This is a genomic window from Massilia sp. UYP32, assembly GCF_050434365.1.
Lineage (GTDB): Bacteria > Pseudomonadota > Gammaproteobacteria > Burkholderiales > Burkholderiaceae_D > Telluria > Telluria timonae.
Genome location: NZ_JBNDIK010000009.1, coordinates 141,612 through 156,476, shown reverse-complemented (window position 1 = coordinate 156,476; position 14,865 = coordinate 141,612). Strand labels below are relative to the sequence as shown.

16 protein-coding genes and 1 tRNA gene are annotated in these 14,865 nt (G+C 67.3%); 8 read left to right on the top strand and 9 right to left on the bottom strand.

Going from position 1 to position 14,865, the window contains the following annotated elements; all coding sequences use genetic code 11:
- Window positions 1–70: 70 nt before the first annotated feature.
- Window positions 71–147: transfer RNA gene (locus tag ABIB42_RS09260), tRNA-Pro, on the top strand.
- Between the two features lie 55 nt (window positions 148–202).
- Here ABIB42_RS09260 and ABIB42_RS09255 read toward each other — a convergent pair.
- The 4 genes from ABIB42_RS09255 to ABIB42_RS09240 all read right to left on the bottom strand — a co-directional run bounded on the left by ABIB42_RS09255 (window position 203) and on the right by ABIB42_RS09240 (window position 6,007).
- Window positions 203–2,587, bottom strand: a complete 2,385-nt coding sequence (locus ABIB42_RS09255; RefSeq protein ID WP_429248246.1) for an ATP-binding protein — start codon at window positions 2,585–2,587, stop codon at window positions 203–205.
- 54 nt (window positions 2,588–2,641) lie between these two features.
- Complete coding sequence (locus ABIB42_RS09250; protein WP_313632826.1) at window positions 2,642–3,028, bottom strand: hypothetical protein; 387 nt, start codon at window positions 3,026–3,028, stop codon at window positions 2,642–2,644.
- A 114-nt stretch (window positions 3,029–3,142) separates the two neighbouring features.
- On the bottom strand, window positions 3,143–4,858 hold the full coding sequence (locus ABIB42_RS09245) for an FAD-dependent oxidoreductase (RefSeq protein WP_429248245.1): 1,716 nt from the start codon (window positions 4,856–4,858) through the stop codon (window positions 3,143–3,145).
- A 129-nt stretch (window positions 4,859–4,987) separates the two neighbouring features.
- The gene (locus ABIB42_RS09240; protein WP_429248244.1) at window positions 4,988–6,007 is read right to left on the bottom strand and encodes a transporter; all 1,020 of its coding nucleotides are present in this window, start codon (window positions 6,005–6,007) and stop codon (window positions 4,988–4,990) included.
- Window positions 6,008–6,256: 249 nt separating this feature from the next.
- Here ABIB42_RS09240 and ABIB42_RS09235 point away from each other — a divergent pair, with 249 nt between their 5' ends.
- Entirely contained in the window at window positions 6,257–6,544 is a 288-nt protein-coding gene (locus ABIB42_RS09235) for a hypothetical protein (protein WP_005666111.1), read from the top strand.
- A gap of 21 nt (window positions 6,545–6,565) precedes the next feature.
- On the opposite strand, the gene cadR is transcribed toward ABIB42_RS09235, so the two are convergent.
- Window positions 6,566–6,973, bottom strand: coding sequence for a Cd(II)/Pb(II)-responsive transcriptional regulator (gene cadR, locus ABIB42_RS09230; RefSeq protein WP_313632821.1), 408 nt, complete (start codon window positions 6,971–6,973; stop codon window positions 6,566–6,568).
- Window positions 6,974–7,034: 61 nt separating this feature from the next.
- Here cadR and ABIB42_RS09225 point away from each other — a divergent pair, with 61 nt between their 5' ends.
- Window positions 7,035–7,763, top strand: a complete 729-nt coding sequence (locus ABIB42_RS09225) for a cation transporter (RefSeq protein WP_429248243.1) — start codon at window positions 7,035–7,037, stop codon at window positions 7,761–7,763.
- 40 nt (window positions 7,764–7,803) lie between these two features.
- Here the strand turns inward: ABIB42_RS09225 and ABIB42_RS09220 are convergent, their stop codons facing one another.
- From ABIB42_RS09220 to ABIB42_RS09205, 4 genes are read right to left on the bottom strand one after another with little or no spacing between them, the layout of a single operon-like run.
- Window positions 7,804–8,403 (bottom strand): D-glycero-alpha-D-manno-heptose-1,7-bisphosphate 7-phosphatase, encoded by a 600-nt coding sequence (locus ABIB42_RS09220; protein ID WP_005666117.1) that lies wholly within the window; start codon window positions 8,401–8,403, stop codon window positions 7,804–7,806.
- 4 nt (window positions 8,404–8,407) lie between these two features.
- Entirely contained in the window at window positions 8,408–9,427 is a 1,020-nt protein-coding gene (locus ABIB42_RS09215; RefSeq protein ID WP_184239786.1) for a glycosyltransferase family 2 protein, read from the bottom strand.
- Window positions 9,399–9,551 (bottom strand): hypothetical protein, encoded by a 153-nt coding sequence (locus ABIB42_RS09210; protein WP_184239785.1) that lies wholly within the window; start codon window positions 9,549–9,551, stop codon window positions 9,399–9,401. Before ABIB42_RS09210 ends, ABIB42_RS09215 begins: the two co-directional genes overlap by 29 nt.
- A 59-nt stretch (window positions 9,552–9,610) precedes the next feature.
- Complete coding sequence (locus ABIB42_RS09205; RefSeq protein WP_312165589.1) at window positions 9,611–10,546, bottom strand: hypothetical protein; 936 nt, start codon at window positions 10,544–10,546, stop codon at window positions 9,611–9,613.
- A gap of 341 nt (window positions 10,547–10,887) precedes the next feature.
- On the opposite strand from ABIB42_RS09205, the gene ABIB42_RS09200 reads away from it, so the two are divergent.
- The 5 genes from ABIB42_RS09200 to ABIB42_RS09180 all read left to right on the top strand — a co-directional run bounded on the left by ABIB42_RS09200 (window position 10,888) and on the right by ABIB42_RS09180 (window position 14,694).
- A complete protein-coding gene (locus tag ABIB42_RS09200; RefSeq protein WP_005666123.1) occupies window positions 10,888–11,214 on the top strand; it encodes a KGG domain-containing protein in 327 nt (108 codons plus the stop codon).
- A 149-nt stretch (window positions 11,215–11,363) separates the two neighbouring features.
- A complete protein-coding gene (locus ABIB42_RS09195; RefSeq protein ID WP_005666125.1) occupies window positions 11,364–11,768 on the top strand; it encodes a hypothetical protein in 405 nt (134 codons plus the stop codon).
- A 154-nt stretch (window positions 11,769–11,922) separates the two neighbouring features.
- Window positions 11,923–13,044: a M14 family metallopeptidase gene (locus ABIB42_RS09190; RefSeq protein ID WP_005666127.1), complete on the top strand. Its 1,122-nt coding sequence runs from the start codon at window positions 11,923–11,925 to the stop codon at window positions 13,042–13,044.
- 4 nt (window positions 13,045–13,048) lie between these two features.
- A complete protein-coding gene (locus tag ABIB42_RS09185) occupies window positions 13,049–13,525 on the top strand; it encodes a CYTH domain-containing protein (RefSeq protein ID WP_184239784.1) in 477 nt (158 codons plus the stop codon).
- Window positions 13,525–14,694 carry a serine hydrolase domain-containing protein gene (locus ABIB42_RS09180; protein ID WP_005666132.1) on the top strand — a complete coding sequence of 390 codons (1,170 nt, stop codon included), beginning with the start codon at window positions 13,525–13,527 and terminating at the stop codon, window positions 14,692–14,694. The genes ABIB42_RS09185 and ABIB42_RS09180 overlap by 1 nt, the downstream gene beginning before the upstream one ends.
- Window positions 14,695–14,865: the final 171 nt, after the last annotated feature.

The following is a 14,865-nucleotide window of genomic DNA, read 5'->3' as shown; positions in this document are numbered from 1 at the left end:
GTGAAGATCTTGCACGGTATGGCAAAAACGCAAGATTTTTTCGCTGGCTCTGATATAATTATCGACTAGTCGGGGCGTAGCGCAGCCTGGTAGCGTACGTGCATGGGGTGCACGGGGTCGGAGGTTCGAATCCTCTCGCCCCGACCAAAGTATCAGTGAAAAAGCCAGCTTTCGAGCTGGCTTTTTTACGTCCATTTTCACGTCAAGACCCTAATCCTCGCGACCCCGGCGCCAGCTCGTCCAGTACGCCCAGCAACTGGCCGACGTCCACCGGCTTGACCAGGTGCCTGGTAAACCCGGCCCGTTTCGACGCCGCCATGTCCTGCGGCTGGCCGTAGCCGCTCAGCGCGATCATGGCGGCGCCGGCCACCAGCGGCGCCGCGCGCAGCTCTCGCACCAGCCGATAGCCATCCATATCCGGCAAGCCGATATCCAGCAAGCAGACGTCGAAACTGTCTTTCTGCACCCGCCGCAGCGCCGCCGTCGACGAATCCTCGACCTGCACCCGGTGCCCCACCGCCGACAGGACGATGCCCAGCGATTCGGCGGCGTCGCGGTTGTCGTCGACGATCATGATGCGCAGCGTCGAATGCGCCGCCAGCGCGGCGTCGTCCTCGCGTCGCCTCGCGTCGTCACCAGCGCCATCCACGCCGAGCGGCAGGACCACGCTGAAGCAGCTGCCCCGTCCCGGCCCGTCGCTGTGCGCTTGCACCTGCCCGCCATGCAGGCTGACCATGCTGCGCACCAGCGCCAGCCCCAGTCCGAGACCGCCCTGGGCGCGGTCCGGCGTGCGCTTGGCCTGCGTGAACAACTCGAACACATCGGGCAGCAGCGCGGCATCGATGCCGATGCCATTGTCCTTCACGCTCAGCTTCACCTGGCCGGCGTCCGGCACGGCGTCGGCGCACACTGTGATCTCGCCGCCGTCCGGCGTGTACTTGGCCGCATTGTTGATCAGGTTGGCCATCACCTGCACCAGCCGCTTGCGGTCGCCGGTGACGGTGACGTTGGCCGCGCCGAGGCGGGTCGACAGCGTGTGGCCCTTCTTTTCGATCAGCGGGCGCGCCTGCTCGATGGCGTTCTGGATCACCGACTTGAGGGCGACCGGTTCGCGTTCCAGCTCGACCAGGCCGCGTGTCACGCGCGAGACGTCGAGCAAGTCGTCCACCAGCTCGACCATGTGCCGCACCTGGCGCCCGATGACGTCGCTGGCGTGGGCGATGCGCTTCGGGTCGGCGCCGGACAGTTTCAGCATCTGGGCCGCGGTGCTGATCGGCGCCAGCGGGTTGCGCAGCTCGTGGGCCAGCATGGCCAGGAACTCGTCCTTGCGCGCGTTCGCCGCTTTCAGTTCTTCGGCGGCCAGCTTCTGGTCGTGCATGTCGGTGACCGTGCCCATCCAGCGGATGATGCGGCCGGCCTCGTCTCGCACCGGCAGCGCGCGGTTCAGCACCCAGCGGTATTCGGCGCCATGGTGGCGCAGCCGGTGCTCGAGCTCGAACAAGGCGCCGCTTGCCACGCTGCCGGCCCACAGCGCCAGCAACGCGGGCAGGTCGTCGGGATGGATGGCGGCGGTCCAGCCGGTCGGATCCACGTTCGACAAGCCGGTGAAGTCGCTCCAGCGCCGGTTCGTATAATCGTTCGCGCCGTCGGCCCGGCACGACCACACCATCTGCGGCATCGCATCGGTAATGGTGCGGAATTTTTCTTCGCTCTCGCGCAGCGCGCGCTGTGTGTCGACCTGGGCCGTGAGGTCCATCGAAGCGGCCACCGCGCCGGTGATGGCGCCATCCTCGGTGCGGATCGCGGTGGCCCGGGTGAGCAGGATGCGGCGCTCGAGTGGGCGGCCGAAGGGTTCGATCTCGACCACGTCGGCCTCGACCTGCTCGCCGCGCAGCGCGCGCGCCAGCGCCCACTCGTCCGACCGTATCTGCCTGCCGTGGCGCTCCGAGCCGTCGGCCCACCAGCCACGCCATTCGGCGTACTGGTCCTGGCTTGTCGGCATCGGGTGATCGCCCCACAGCTGGCGGTTCATGCGATTGACGGACGACAGCGCCCCATGCTCGTCCACGTAGACGATCCCCACCGGGGCCGAGCTGAGCAGGGCGTCGAGGCGGCGGTCGGCCTCGGCCTGGCTGGCCGCGGCGCGCGCCGCCATCTCTCTGGCCTGCAGCGCGCGCTCGGCGTTCTTCTGGTCGGTGATGTCGGTGAACAGCAGGGCCACGCGGCGCTTGACCGGATGGGCGATCGGGCTGGCGTAGACGGTGAACCAGCGGCCCATCGCCTGCGAGTATTCCTCGAAGCGGCGCGCCACGCCGGTGCGCGCGACCTCGTCGTAGGTGGCGATCCAGCGCTGTTCCAGGTCCGGCACCAGCTGGCGCGCGGTCTTGCCCACGCTGTCGACCAGACCGGTATGGCGGGCAAAGGCGTGGTTGGCTTCCACGAACACATAGTCGACCGCATGACCCTGTTCATCGTGCACCAGGTCGATCAGGCAGAACGCATCGTCCATGGTTTCGATCAGCGCATGGTTCGTCTGCTCCAGGCGCTGCCGCAGCAGGTGGTCTTCGGTGACGTCGTTGCAGATCACCAGCACCCCGTGGATGCCGGCTTCGTCCTCGATCGGGCTGTAGCCGTAGGTCCACTATACGTCTTCGCGGCGGCCGTTGCGGGTCAGCGGGACCAGACGGTCTTCGTACCAGGCGCTGGCGCCTTCGCGCATGACGCGCTCGATGTCCGGTCCGATCAGGTCCCAGGCTTCTTCCCAGCACGGGCGGCCGGGCTGGCCGAGGGCGACCGGATGGCGCTCCGGGCCCAGGGTCTGGCGATAGCCGTCGTTGTAGAACTGGATCAGGTCGTCGCCCCACCAGATGAACATCGGATGATTGCTCGACAGCAGGACCCGCAGCACGGTCTTCAGGGTCGAGGGCCAGCCATCTGGCGGGCCGAGAGGGCTGTTGTTCCAATCGTAGGCGCGCATGAGGGCGCCCATCTCGCCGCCACCGGCCAGGAAGCTGAAACTCGAGTTCAAAGTGTGTGAAATAAAAGGTGGGTAGCCGTAAACGATACGGGTCGATTGATCCACCGGCAATTGTAATGGTGTGTGGTAATACCTGCTTGCGCGGCGGTTCCTCCGGTGCGGCGCTCAGCCCGTCGCCTCGTCGACCTGCTGCTGCTCAGCCAGGTACCTGTGAATCTGGGCCACCACGGCCGCGCCTTCGCCGGCCGCCGCGGCGACGCGCTTGGTCGAGCCGGCGCGCAGGTCGCCCACGGCGAACACGCCCGGCACACTGGTCTCGAGATCGCGTCCGCCATGCCGCCCCGTGGCCTCATAGCCGGTCAGCACGAAGCCCTTGCGGTCCAGTTCCACGCCGCATTCGCGCAGCCAATCGCTGTTGGGGTCGGCGCCGATGAACAGGAACAGGTGGTGGGTGTCGAACACCACCGGCGGGCCGCCGCTGCGGCTGCGGCAGTGCACCCGTTCCAGGCCGGCGTCAGTGCCCTCGAGCGCGGCCAGTTCGAGCCGGGTGTGCAGCACGATGTTGGCGCTCGCCCGGATGCGCTCGATCAGGTAGCTCGACATGCTGGCCTCGAGACCGTTGCCGCGCACCATCAGGTGTACGGTCCTGGCGTGCGCGGCCAGGTAGACGGCGGCCTGGCCGGCCGAGTTGCCGCCGCCGACCAGCACCACGGTCTGCTGGCGGCACACCCTCGCTTCGACCGGCGAGGCCCAGTAGTACACGCCGCGGCCCTCGAAACGGGCCAGGTCGGCGAGGTCGGGCTTGCGGTAGCGCGCGCCGGCCGCCAGCACCACGCTGCGCGCCCGCGCGCAGGCGCCGTCGTCCAGTTCCACGCGCAGCGGCCGTTCGCGGCACAGCAGCCGCATCGCCGGCGCCGGAATGGCGATCTCGGCGCCGAACTTGCTGGCCTGGACGAAGGCGCGGCTGACCAGGGCGTGGCCCGAGATGCCGGTGGGGAAGCCGAAGAAGTTCTCGATGCGCGCACTGGCCCCGGCCTGGCCGCCATAGGCGCGCTGTTCCAGCACCAGCACCGACAGGCCTTCCGAGGCCGCGTACACGGCCGTGGCCAGGCCGGCCGGGCCGGCGCCGACCACCAGCACATCGTAGACCATGTCGCGCGTGATGCGCGGCATGGTGCCCAGGAAGCGGCCCATCTCGAGCAGGCTCGGGTTCTTGATCACGAAGCCGTCGGGCATGGCGACCAGCGGCCAGTCGTGCTCCTGGCGCCAGTGCTCGCGCACCAGCTGGGCGGCGTCCTGGTCGGCGTCCGGGTCGCGCCGGGTATAGGGTTGCGCATTGCGCGACAAAAAGCTCTCGAGCTCGAACAGGCGCGCATGGCCGGACGGCCCGATCAGGATCGGCCCGGTCGGCTGTTCGCCGATCAGGCGCGCGCGGCGCAGCATGAAGGCGCGCATCACGCGCTCGCCCAGCACCGCCTCGGCCATCAGGAGCGCACGCAGCGCCTCGGGATCGAGCACCAGGGCTTCCAGGCGGCCGACCGCCACGCCGTCGACCAGCGGCGGCCGGCCCGACAGCTGCGACACTTCGCCGGTGAACTGGCCCGGTTCGAACAGGTGCACCTCGACCCGGTGGCCGAGGGCATTGCTGCGGCTGCAGCGCAACTGGCCGGACAGCACCACGACCATGCCGGGAGAATCGACCAGGGCCCGGAACACGACGTCGCCGTCGTGCCAGGCGCGCTCGGTGGCGAAACGGCGGATGCGCTTGAGATCGTCTTCGCCGAGGACGGGATAGACCTGGTGGCCGCGCGTTTTCAGGTCGATCAGGTAGAGCGGATCGATGATGGACGGTTCCGGCAGGGATTCTGGCGTGTCGTTCATGGCGGCTCTCGGCTGGTCGCGTCGGATCTGACGCAGGCGAATGCATGGTAATGCAGCCGGGCCGTTTTGTGCGCTATCTCCTGGGGTGGGTGCGCCATGGTTTATTTTTACTGGTAAGCCGCCGCCGGTTCAGCGCTGGCGCTGCAGTCGCAACAGCAGCCAGCCGGCCACCGTGGTGAAGGCCGCGACCAGGCCCAGCGCGATCCAGAAGCCGTGGCTCTCGTCGGCCAGCGGGATGCCGCCCACGTTCATGCCGAGCAGGCCGGCGATCAGGTTGATCGGCAGCGCCATCACGGTCACGATCGTCAACAGATACAGGCTGCGGGCATTGTCCTCGTTGACGCGGGCGGCGATTTCTTCCTGCAGCAATTTGATGCGCTCCTGCAGCGCGGCCAGGTCGCTCAGCACCACCGTGAATTCCTCGGTCGCCTGGCGCAGGTCCTGGCGGTCGTCGCCATCGACCCAGCCTGGTGGGCGCTGCAGCAGGCGGAACAGGGCGGCCGGTTCCGGCGCCAGCAGCCGCTGCAGGCGCACCAGCACCCGGCGCAGCGAACCGAGGTCTTCGCGCTGGCGGGTGAGGCGCCCGGCCAGCAGCCGGTCTTCGATGGTATCGACCCGCGCCACCGCCTCGCGCACGATGTTCACCAGCACGTCGGCCTGGTCGCGCAGCAGGTGGATCAGGAGCTCGCTGGATGAGCGCAGCGGGGCGCCCTGGCGCACGTCCTGGCGCAGGCGCTCGATCGAGGCCAGGGGCTTCCTGCGCGCGCTGATCGCTACCTGCGGCGTGACGTGGACCCACAAGGTCGAGATCTCGGCGCTGTCGAGCGAAAAACCATGCAGCACGTCGTTGACGACGGCGATCAGGGCATTGTCGGCCAGCTCGAGGTGGGTCGAGCGCGAACCCTGGTGCAGCGTCTCGTAGAACTCGTCGGCCAGCATGGCGTGGCCGCGCAGCCAGCGTTCGCTGGCGGTGTTCGACAGGTTGAAGTGCAGCCAGATGAACTGTTCCGGTTGCGGTTCGCGCATCCAGGCCAGGGCCTCGTGCACGCCGATCGGCGTCGCGGTCGTGTCGCGCCGGAACAGGAAGCCCCATACCAGGCCCGAATCGTCGGAGCCGTAACTGAAGCCGGGAGCCGCCATCTGCGCCATTGACCTTCCTGGATGAATGAACGATGGGCAATTGTAGAGCGTTCTGACGGCGCGATGTTGGCTGTCGGCGACGTGCGTGGCAACCTTGCGATGTCATCAAGTTGAAACCATCGGCCGCTAAGATTGCTCCTGTGTCTCTCCGCGTGATCCCTCAACCGGATACTGCGTTTTTCCGTCGGCCTCACGGTCGGCGGTTTTTTTTATGTGAGGCTCCCGGCGCGCATGGGATGTCTCGAGGAAAGGAAACAGATGCACATCTCTCAGATCGATCGCCGCGGCGCGGCGCCGGGCGACATGGCTGACAATAGCCTTGCCAATCCCTATGCGGGCGCAACCCACGTGGTGCGCCAGGGCATCCTGATCCAGGCGAGCCTGGGCACCCGCAGCGCCGTCGAATTCCTGAAGCAGCATGGCGTGCACGGCGCGGTGATCCACCGCGTGCTGTTGGGAGAGCAGGTGCGCCAGGATGACCACGCGTCGCTCGGCGACCGGGCGGCGCTCGACGATCGTGCGGTGATCGACGATCCCAGGATGTAGTCGAGGGCCTGCAGCCGGGGTTCAGGCGTGCTCGGTCAGTTCGCGCAGGATCGCGCACTGGCCGGCGGGCCGCGTCGAATCGCAGCGCGCGCGCAGGCGCGACAGTTCGGCGCGCAGCGCCCTCAGCTCCAGGATCTGGCGGTCGATCTCGGACAGCTGGTGGTCGACCAGCGCGTTGACGCCGCTGCAGGAACGTTCCGGCTGGTCCTGGTAGCCGAGCAGGGTTTCCACTTCGCCGAGCGACATGCCCAGCGACCGGCAACGGCGGATGAAATGCAGCCGCTCGGCGTGGTCAGCGCCATACATCCGGTAGTTCGCCTGCGACCTGAGCGGCGGCGGCAGCAATCCCTTTTGCTCGTAGAAACGGACAGTCTCGGACTGGCAGCCCGTCAGTTTCGCCAGTTCACCAATACGCATCAGCATGTTCATCCCTTGACCTTGTAGTAGCTACAGGGATTCTAATGGAGTTACTGCCATTGGAGGTGCGATCATGTCCGCTTGCTGTTCCGGATCCTGCAGTCCGACCACGCCGCCGCCCGACGGGCGCTACCGCAAGGTGTTGTGGGCGGCATTGCTCATCAATTTCATCATGTTCGGCGTCGAGCTGGCCAGCAGCCTGGCGGCAGGCTCGGTGTCGCTGCTGGCCGACTCGGTCGACTTTCTCGGCGACGCCGCCAATTACGGGGTGTCGCTGTTCGTGCTGGGCATGGCCGTGGTGTGGCGTTCGCGCGCGGCCTACGCCAAGGGCGTCGTGATGGGCGTCTTCGGCGTGCTGGTGCTGGCGCGCGCCTTGTGGCTCGGCCTTGACGGCCACCTGCCGCATGCCCAGACCATGGGAGCCGTCAGCCTGCTGGCGCTGGCCGCCAACGGCGCGGTGGCGGCCATGCTGTACGCGTTTCGCAACGGCGACGCCAATATGCGCTCGGTGTGGCTGTGCACCCGCAACGACATGATCGGCAACCTGGCCGTGATGCTGGCGGCGCTGGGCGTGTTCGGCGCCCGCGCCGGATGGCCGGACATCGTGGTGGCGAGCATCATGGCGTGCCTCGGCCTGTCGGCGGCGCGCCAAGTGATGCGGCAGGCGCGCGCCGAGCTGCGGGCGCAGGCGGCGGCACGCTCGCCGGTGGCGACGCCGATGCCGATGCCCGTGCCAGCGACCCTGCCCACACCAGCGCCGGCGTCGTCGCCGGTGTCGATCGTCGAGATCCGGCGCCGCTGAACGGGGGCATCCGGGCGCCAGCAAATGCCGCCAGTCCCCGTCAGCCCGGCGACCGTGAACCCGCCTGCGGCCGTAGGTCCTCGCGCTCGCCGTGCTCGGCGATCAGCATGGCCGCGCTGTACAGGTCCGGCGCGATGCGCGTGGGCAGGCGGCGTGGCCCCAGGCGCCATTCGGTCTCGCCGCCGTTGTCGATCAACAAGGTGCGGCAGCCGGCGCGGTTGCCGGCCTCGACGTCGTGCAGGATGTCGCCGATCATCCAGGATGCGCGCAGGTCGATGGCATGCTCGTGCGCCGCGCGAAGCAGCATGCCGGGCGAGGGCTTGCGGCAGGCGCAGGCGAAGGCATAGTCGCTGACGGTGCCGAGCGGATGGTGCGGGCAATAGTAATAGCCCGCGAGGGCGAGCTGCTCGCGAAACAGCAGGTCGTGCAGGCGGTCGGAGACCGGACCCATCGCCGCTTCGGTGAAACAGCCGTGCGCGATGCCGGACTGGTTGCAGACCACGAACAGGCGATAGTCGAGCTCGGCCAGCAGACGCAGCGCCGCGCCGGCGCCGCTCACCAGGCGGATGCGGCGCGGCTCGGCATTGAATGGGATGTCGTCGACCAGCGTACCCTCCTGGTCGAGAAAGATGGCTTTCATGCGCTTACGCGAAACGCACGCGGTAGCGCACGGCGCCGGCCAGGCGCCAGAACACCGACAGTGGCGGCAGCAGGACCGAGGTGATCGCCATCTCGGCCACGTGCGAGGCGCTGTGGGCCGTGCCCTTCAGGCGGCGCAGGCACAGGCGCACCGTGAGCGCCAGCCAGACCAGGGTGGCGGCCAGGGCCAGCCAGCGCACGCCCAGCACCCAGCAGGGCAGGGCCAGCAGCAGGGCGGCGACGATGGCGTAGTGGTCCCAGCACGGACGCGCTTCGATGCGTTCGCGGTACAGCGTCGGGTGCTTCTTGTACAGCAGCGCGTCGAACACGGCATGGCGGATCTGCAGCAGGCTCGCGCCCCAGGGCGCCGGACGCACCGGGTGCACGGCCAGCGCCTGCGGCGCGCGCACGATGCGGATGCCTTGTTCGAGCAGGCGGAAGTGCAGGTCGGCGTCGCTGCCGCGCTGGACGCTGAAGCGCTCGTCGAAGCCGTCGAGCCGTTCGAGCACCGGCTTGTGGAAGAAGCAGTTGGCGCTGGTGAAATCGGCCAGTTCGTGCGCATGCGCGCTGCGCTGACGGTCGGTGGGGCGCGCCGGCACCGGGGTCTCGATGCGCCCGCAGACGACGGCGGCGCCGCCGTCGAAGGCGGCCAGCCCCTGGGCCAGCCAGTCGGGGCTGGGCACGGCGTCGTCGCTGGTGAAGGCGATGACGCTGGCGCGCGCCGCGCGCCAGCCGCGGTTGCGCGCGGCGCCGGGACCGCGCGGGCCGGTGTTGGCGACATAGGCCAGCCGCGGCCCACGGTCGAGCGTGCGGGTGCGCCAGCCGGCCACCAGGTGCAGCGTATTGTGGTTGGGTTCGTCGTCCACGACGATGACTTCGACGCTGCGCGGATCGACGCTCTGGCGCATCAGGGCGTCCAGGCTGCGGTCGAGCAGGTCCATGCGGCCGCAGGCGGGCAGCACGACCGATACCGTGGGGATGGCGGCGGGCGTGGCGTTATTCGGGGCGTCGTCCATTGCAGGCATGCGAGGTCTCCTCGTTCTCTCCGCTGGTCTCGCGCCACGGCACGATCGTGGCGATGTCGAGCGGTTCGATTGCCTTGCGTACGACGCGGTTCCGGCGCTCCGGTACGGCTTGGAGATGGATCAAGGAAGGGCGGTCTCGTAGCGTCGGCGGGCGACCCGCCAACCCTACGGTAGATCGGCCGCTCAGCCGCGCGAGAACCCGGTGTCGTCGTCCATCTTGCGGTCGCCCGCCAGCTTGTTGGCGCCGCCCGGGCTGCGCGGGTAGCCGCCGGCGGCGTCGTTCGACTGGTGCACCGGATTCGGATCGGCATGCATGCTGCCGCCCACCTGATAGCCTTCGCCCTCGGTGCGCGGGCCCGAGTTGCCCGGGCTGCGCGGCAGGCCGCCGGACACATTGTTCGACTGGTGCACGTTCTCGCTGCCCGTATCGCGCGCGCCGGCGCCGGTCTGCGAACCCTGGCGGTCGGTGCTTTGCTGGACTGCGCTGGCGCTGGCGTCCTGGGTGTCGGCGCGGTTGTCGTCGGCGCCCTGGCGGTTGCCGTAGATGTCGCCGTGCTGCACGCCCGGCACGCCGGCCTCGGTGCCGAGCGGGTCCGGCGCCACGGTGCCCGGCACGCGGCCGTCGCGGCCCGGCTCGTTGCGGTGCAGCTCCGGCTGCGCCGGGTCTTGCGGATTCAGGGTGTCGGTGGTCCGGGTCGCGCCCTGGCGGTTGGCGACGTCTTCGTTGAGCGAGACGCCGGTGTCGCGCTGGCGGTTGCCCACCGGCTGCTCCAGCTTGCCCCAGGCATCCGAGTGCATTTCCATCTGGCGCTGGTGGCTGTCGGTGATGCCTTGTTGCGGTCCCGAGCCGCCGGTCTGCTGGGTCTGCATCGAGCCGCCCGGCAGGTCGCCCTGGCGCGATTGGCCGCTGCCGTCCGGGCTGCCGCCCAGTCCGGCCTGGTCGTGGCCGCCGGCATGCGCCATGCCGGTGCCCGACTGGCCACCCTGTTCGCTGGCGCCGCGCGGGTAGGTATGGTCCATCGGGCCGCTCTGGGTATTTCCTTTGGAACCTGGCGTCCATTTTTCATTGGCGCCATTATTGGTCTGGTTATTGGTTTCGCTACGTTGATTCGCGTCCATGTTGGTCTCCTGTGCTTGGTGAGCGGGCAGGTCGAAGTCCTGCCGGATAACACCATGATGCGCGCCGACAGCCTGGCACAGAATAGGAAGAGGTAGGGGAGGTATGTAGGACTGGTCCTGACGAGTTTGTTGACTACTGGCAGTTATTTTTCGAAGTGCATTATTTGTCGCTCAAAGTCCTACAAAGTCATCTGAAATGCTCCTATAGCCGCATCGGAGATGGCTGCCTAAGATGGGCTTCGACTCATCGTTCGCCGGCGAATGGCCGGCGGCGATCGGGTCTCAAGCCTGCCGCAGGACGCGGCGGTTTCCACAAGTGCTGTATAAGGGAGAACGTCATCATGGCCTCAAGCAATCAAGGTAACAAGCAATCGGGCAACCAAGGCAACAGCCAGAGCAGCGGCACCCGCAATCGCGGCTTCGCCTCGATGGATCCGGCGCGCCAGCGCGAAATCGCCAGCCAGGGCGGCAAGGCCGCCCATGCCAAGGGCACCGCCCACGAATTCACGTCGGAAGAAGCACGCCGCGCCGGTAGCTTGAGCCACGGTAATCGTCAGTCGGCCAACGCCAGCGCCGGCGGCGCGTCGCGCAGCTCGAGCTCCTCGAGCAAGAGCGGCAACCGCCAGAGCGCCCAGGGCGGCAACCGCAGCGGCGGCTCGAAAGAGTAAGCATGCGGCCGGCTGAGCCGGCGACAGCCAAGAAACGGGGAGCCATGGGCTCCCCGTTTTGCTTTGGTTTTGCCTCTAATACACACAAAACGGGAAGGGGATAGGTTAGAATCGCAGCGCCTTTTTCAACCTTCCCCAAGGATCAAGTCGTGAAACCAGCGGTCATCCGTCAAGTCAAGAGCCTGTCCATGTCCTGCGACCGGGTCGGCAACCTGTTGCTCACCAAGTTCTCCAGCCAGGGCGCGAGCGACCTGTGCATCCACATCCCGGCCTCGATCGTGTTCTGGCTGCTCAAGCACCTGCCGGTCAACCGCGATCCGCAACTGAAGGCGCCGCCCGCTGGTCCCGGCATCACCCAGGCCGATTGGGACAGCCCCTACGTGCCGCGCGCGCAATACGTGAACTGCAAGGAACTGCCGGGCGCGATCCGCATGACCTTCGTGCTCGACCGCAAGCCCGAGCTGACCGTCGTGCTCGACCGCGGCAACGTCGAACTGATGCGCCAGATCATGGCCATGTACACCAAGGACCTGATCGACCTCGACGCGCAGTAAAAACACGCGTCCCCGCCCCGGCCCGGTATCAGCGGTCGGCGTGGCCGATCCGGTATCATGGCCGGCGCTGCTTATGCACTGATCGTCGGGCAGGCGCCCGACGCCCCGATATTTGCACACCGTCCACCGCGACGGGCCATGAAAGGATCCCACGATGCCCATCAAGATCAGCACGATGTTCGACTCCGGCTCGATCGACGTCGTCCGCGCCGACAATCCCAAACAGATCGACCTGAACCTGCGCAAGGATTCGCACGCCGACATCCACCAGTGGTTCCACTTCCGCCTGCAGGGCGCGCGCGGCCAGGCGGTCACGATGCGCTTCCTGAACGCCGGCCAGGCCACCTATCCGAAGGGCTTCGAGGGCTACCAGGCTGTCGCGAGCTACGATACCGAGAACTGGTTCCGCGTTCCCACCAGCTTCGACGGCCAGGTGATGACGGTCGAGCACACCCCGGAACTGGACAGCGTCTACTACGCCTATTTCGAGCCCTACACCTGGGAACGCCACCTGCGCCTGCTGGGCGAAGTGGCCGAGAACCCGATCGCGCGCGTGCATGACATCGGCAGCACGGTCGACGGCCGCGACATGAACCTGGTCGTGATCGGCAATCCGCAGGCAGAGAAAAAGATCTGGGTCATCGCCCGCCAGCACCCGGGCGAATCGATGGCCGAGTGGTTCGTCGAAGGCATGATGGATGCGCTGCTCGACAACGCCAATCCGGTGGCGCGCAAGCTGCTGCAGCGCGCGGTGTTCTACATCGTGCCGAACATGAATCCGGACGGCTCGGTGCGCGGCAACCTGCGCACCAATGCCGCCGGCGCCAACCTGAACCGCGAGTGGATGAACCCATCGCTCGAACGCAGCCCGGAAGTGTACTGCGTCAAGAAGAAGATCGAGGAAGTCGGCATCGACATGTTCTTCGACATCCATGGCGACGAGGCGCTGCCCTACAACTTCGTGGCCGGCTGCGAGATGCTCGAAGACTTCACCGCCGAGCGCGCGCTGGAGCAGAGCACTTTCATCGATCGCTATATCTCGTGCAGCCCGGACTTCCAGAAGGAATACGGTTACGCCGCCAGCAAGTACAACGACGAGCTGCTGACGCTGGCCTCGAAGTACGTCGGCCACCACTACAAATGCCTGTCGCTGACGCTCGAGATGCCGTTCAAGGACAACGCCAACCTGCCCGACCCGCACGTCGGCTGGAACGGCGCGCGCAGCGCCGGCCTGGGCGCGGCGATGCTGCAGCCGATCCTGCAGGCGCTGGGCTGATTCCATGGGCGTCGAAATCGAACGCAAGTTCCTGCTCGCGAGCGAGGCCTGGCGCCAGCTGGGCACGCCCGTCCTGCTGCGCCAGGGCTACCTGACTGCCGACCCGATGCGCACGGTGCGCGTGCGCATCGAGGGTGAGCAGGGCGTCCTGACCATCAAGAGCAAGAGCGAAGGGGCGTCGCGCGGGGAATGGGAGTATCCGATCCCGCTCGAAGACGCCAGCGAGCTGCTCGACCGCCTGTGCGAGCGGCCGCTGGTCGAAAAATACCGGCGCCGCATCGAGCATGCCGGCTTCATTTGGGAAGTCGACGAGTTCCTGGGCGAGAACGCGGGCCTGGTGGTGGCCGAGATCGAGCTGCCGGCCGAAGACGCCGTCTTCGACAAGCCGGACTGGATCGGCCAGGAAGTCACCAGCGACAAGCGCTATTACAACTCCAACCTGATCCGTTCTCCGTATTCCACCTGGACCGATACCGAATAATGACGACCGCTTCGCCCACCATGCTACGCCGCAGCCTGCTCGCACTCTCCCTCACCACCGCACTGGGCCTGGCGCTGCCGGCCGCCGGCGCGTTTGCCGCCGACAATGCTTACTTTCCACCGGCCGGCGAATGGGCCCGCAAGGACCCGGCCCAGCTGGGCATGGACCCGGCGGCCCTGGCCGCGGCCGTCCAGTTCGCGCAATCGCGCGAGACCGAGCGTCCGCTCGACCTGTCCGACCAGGAAGCCATCTTCGGTACCCGCCTGGGCTCGATGCCCACCAGGCGCGCCCATACCAACGGCGTCGTGATCTACAAGGGCCATGTGGTGGCCGAGTTCGGCGACACGCGCTTCGTCGACCCCACCTATTCGGTGGCCAAGAGCATGCTGGCCACCGTCGCCGGCGTGGCGGTGCGCGACGGCCGCATCGGGGTCGGCGACCCGGTCGCGAAGACGGTCGATGACGGCGGTTATGCCACGCCGCACAATGCGCAAGTGACCTGGAAGCAGCACCTGCAGCAGGAATCCGAGTGGGAAGGCGAGTTGTGGGGCAAGCATTCCAATTTCATCGGCAAGCAAGCTTTCGGCAAGGGCGAGAAGAAGCCGCGCGCGATCAAGGCGCCGGGCAGCTTTTACGAGTACAACGACACCCGCGTGAACCGCTTCGCCCTGTCGCTGCTGCGCGTGTTCGGCCAGTCGGTGCCGGACGTGTTCCAGCAGCAGGTCATGGATCCGATCGGCGCCTCGTCGACCTGGAAGTGGGTTCCTTACCATAACAGCTACGTGGAAGTGAACGGCAAGCAGGTGCCATCGGTCAGCGGCGGCACGCGCTGGGGCGGCGGCATGTGGATCGACAGCTGGGACATGGCGCGCTTCGGCTACCTGTGGCTGCATCAGGGTAACTGGGCCGGCAAGCAGATCCTGCCCGCTTCTTACGTGAAGGAAGCGCTCGCCCCGAGCGCCCACGGCCCGGATTATGGCTATCTATGGTGGCTCAATACCAAGGGCAAGAACCTGCCGGGCATGCCGGCCACCGCCTTCGCGGCGCTGGGCGCGGGCAGCAACGACATCGTCGTGTCGCCCGAGCATGACCTGGTGATCGTATGGCGCTGGCATGCCGGTAACGCGGCCGAGTTCGCCACGCGCGTGATCGCCGCGATCCGTAAGTAAAGACGTTCTATATCCGCAACGTGGGCCGCTCCAATTGTGCGGGGCAAAACGGGACTTGAATGATATATTTTTATCATTAATCCCACCCGCGATGCGGTGTTGTGTGTCCTCTGGTTAGACCCGACAATTTGTTCTTGCAGTCGGCCGGTCGGGTCGAGGTCAGGCATACGC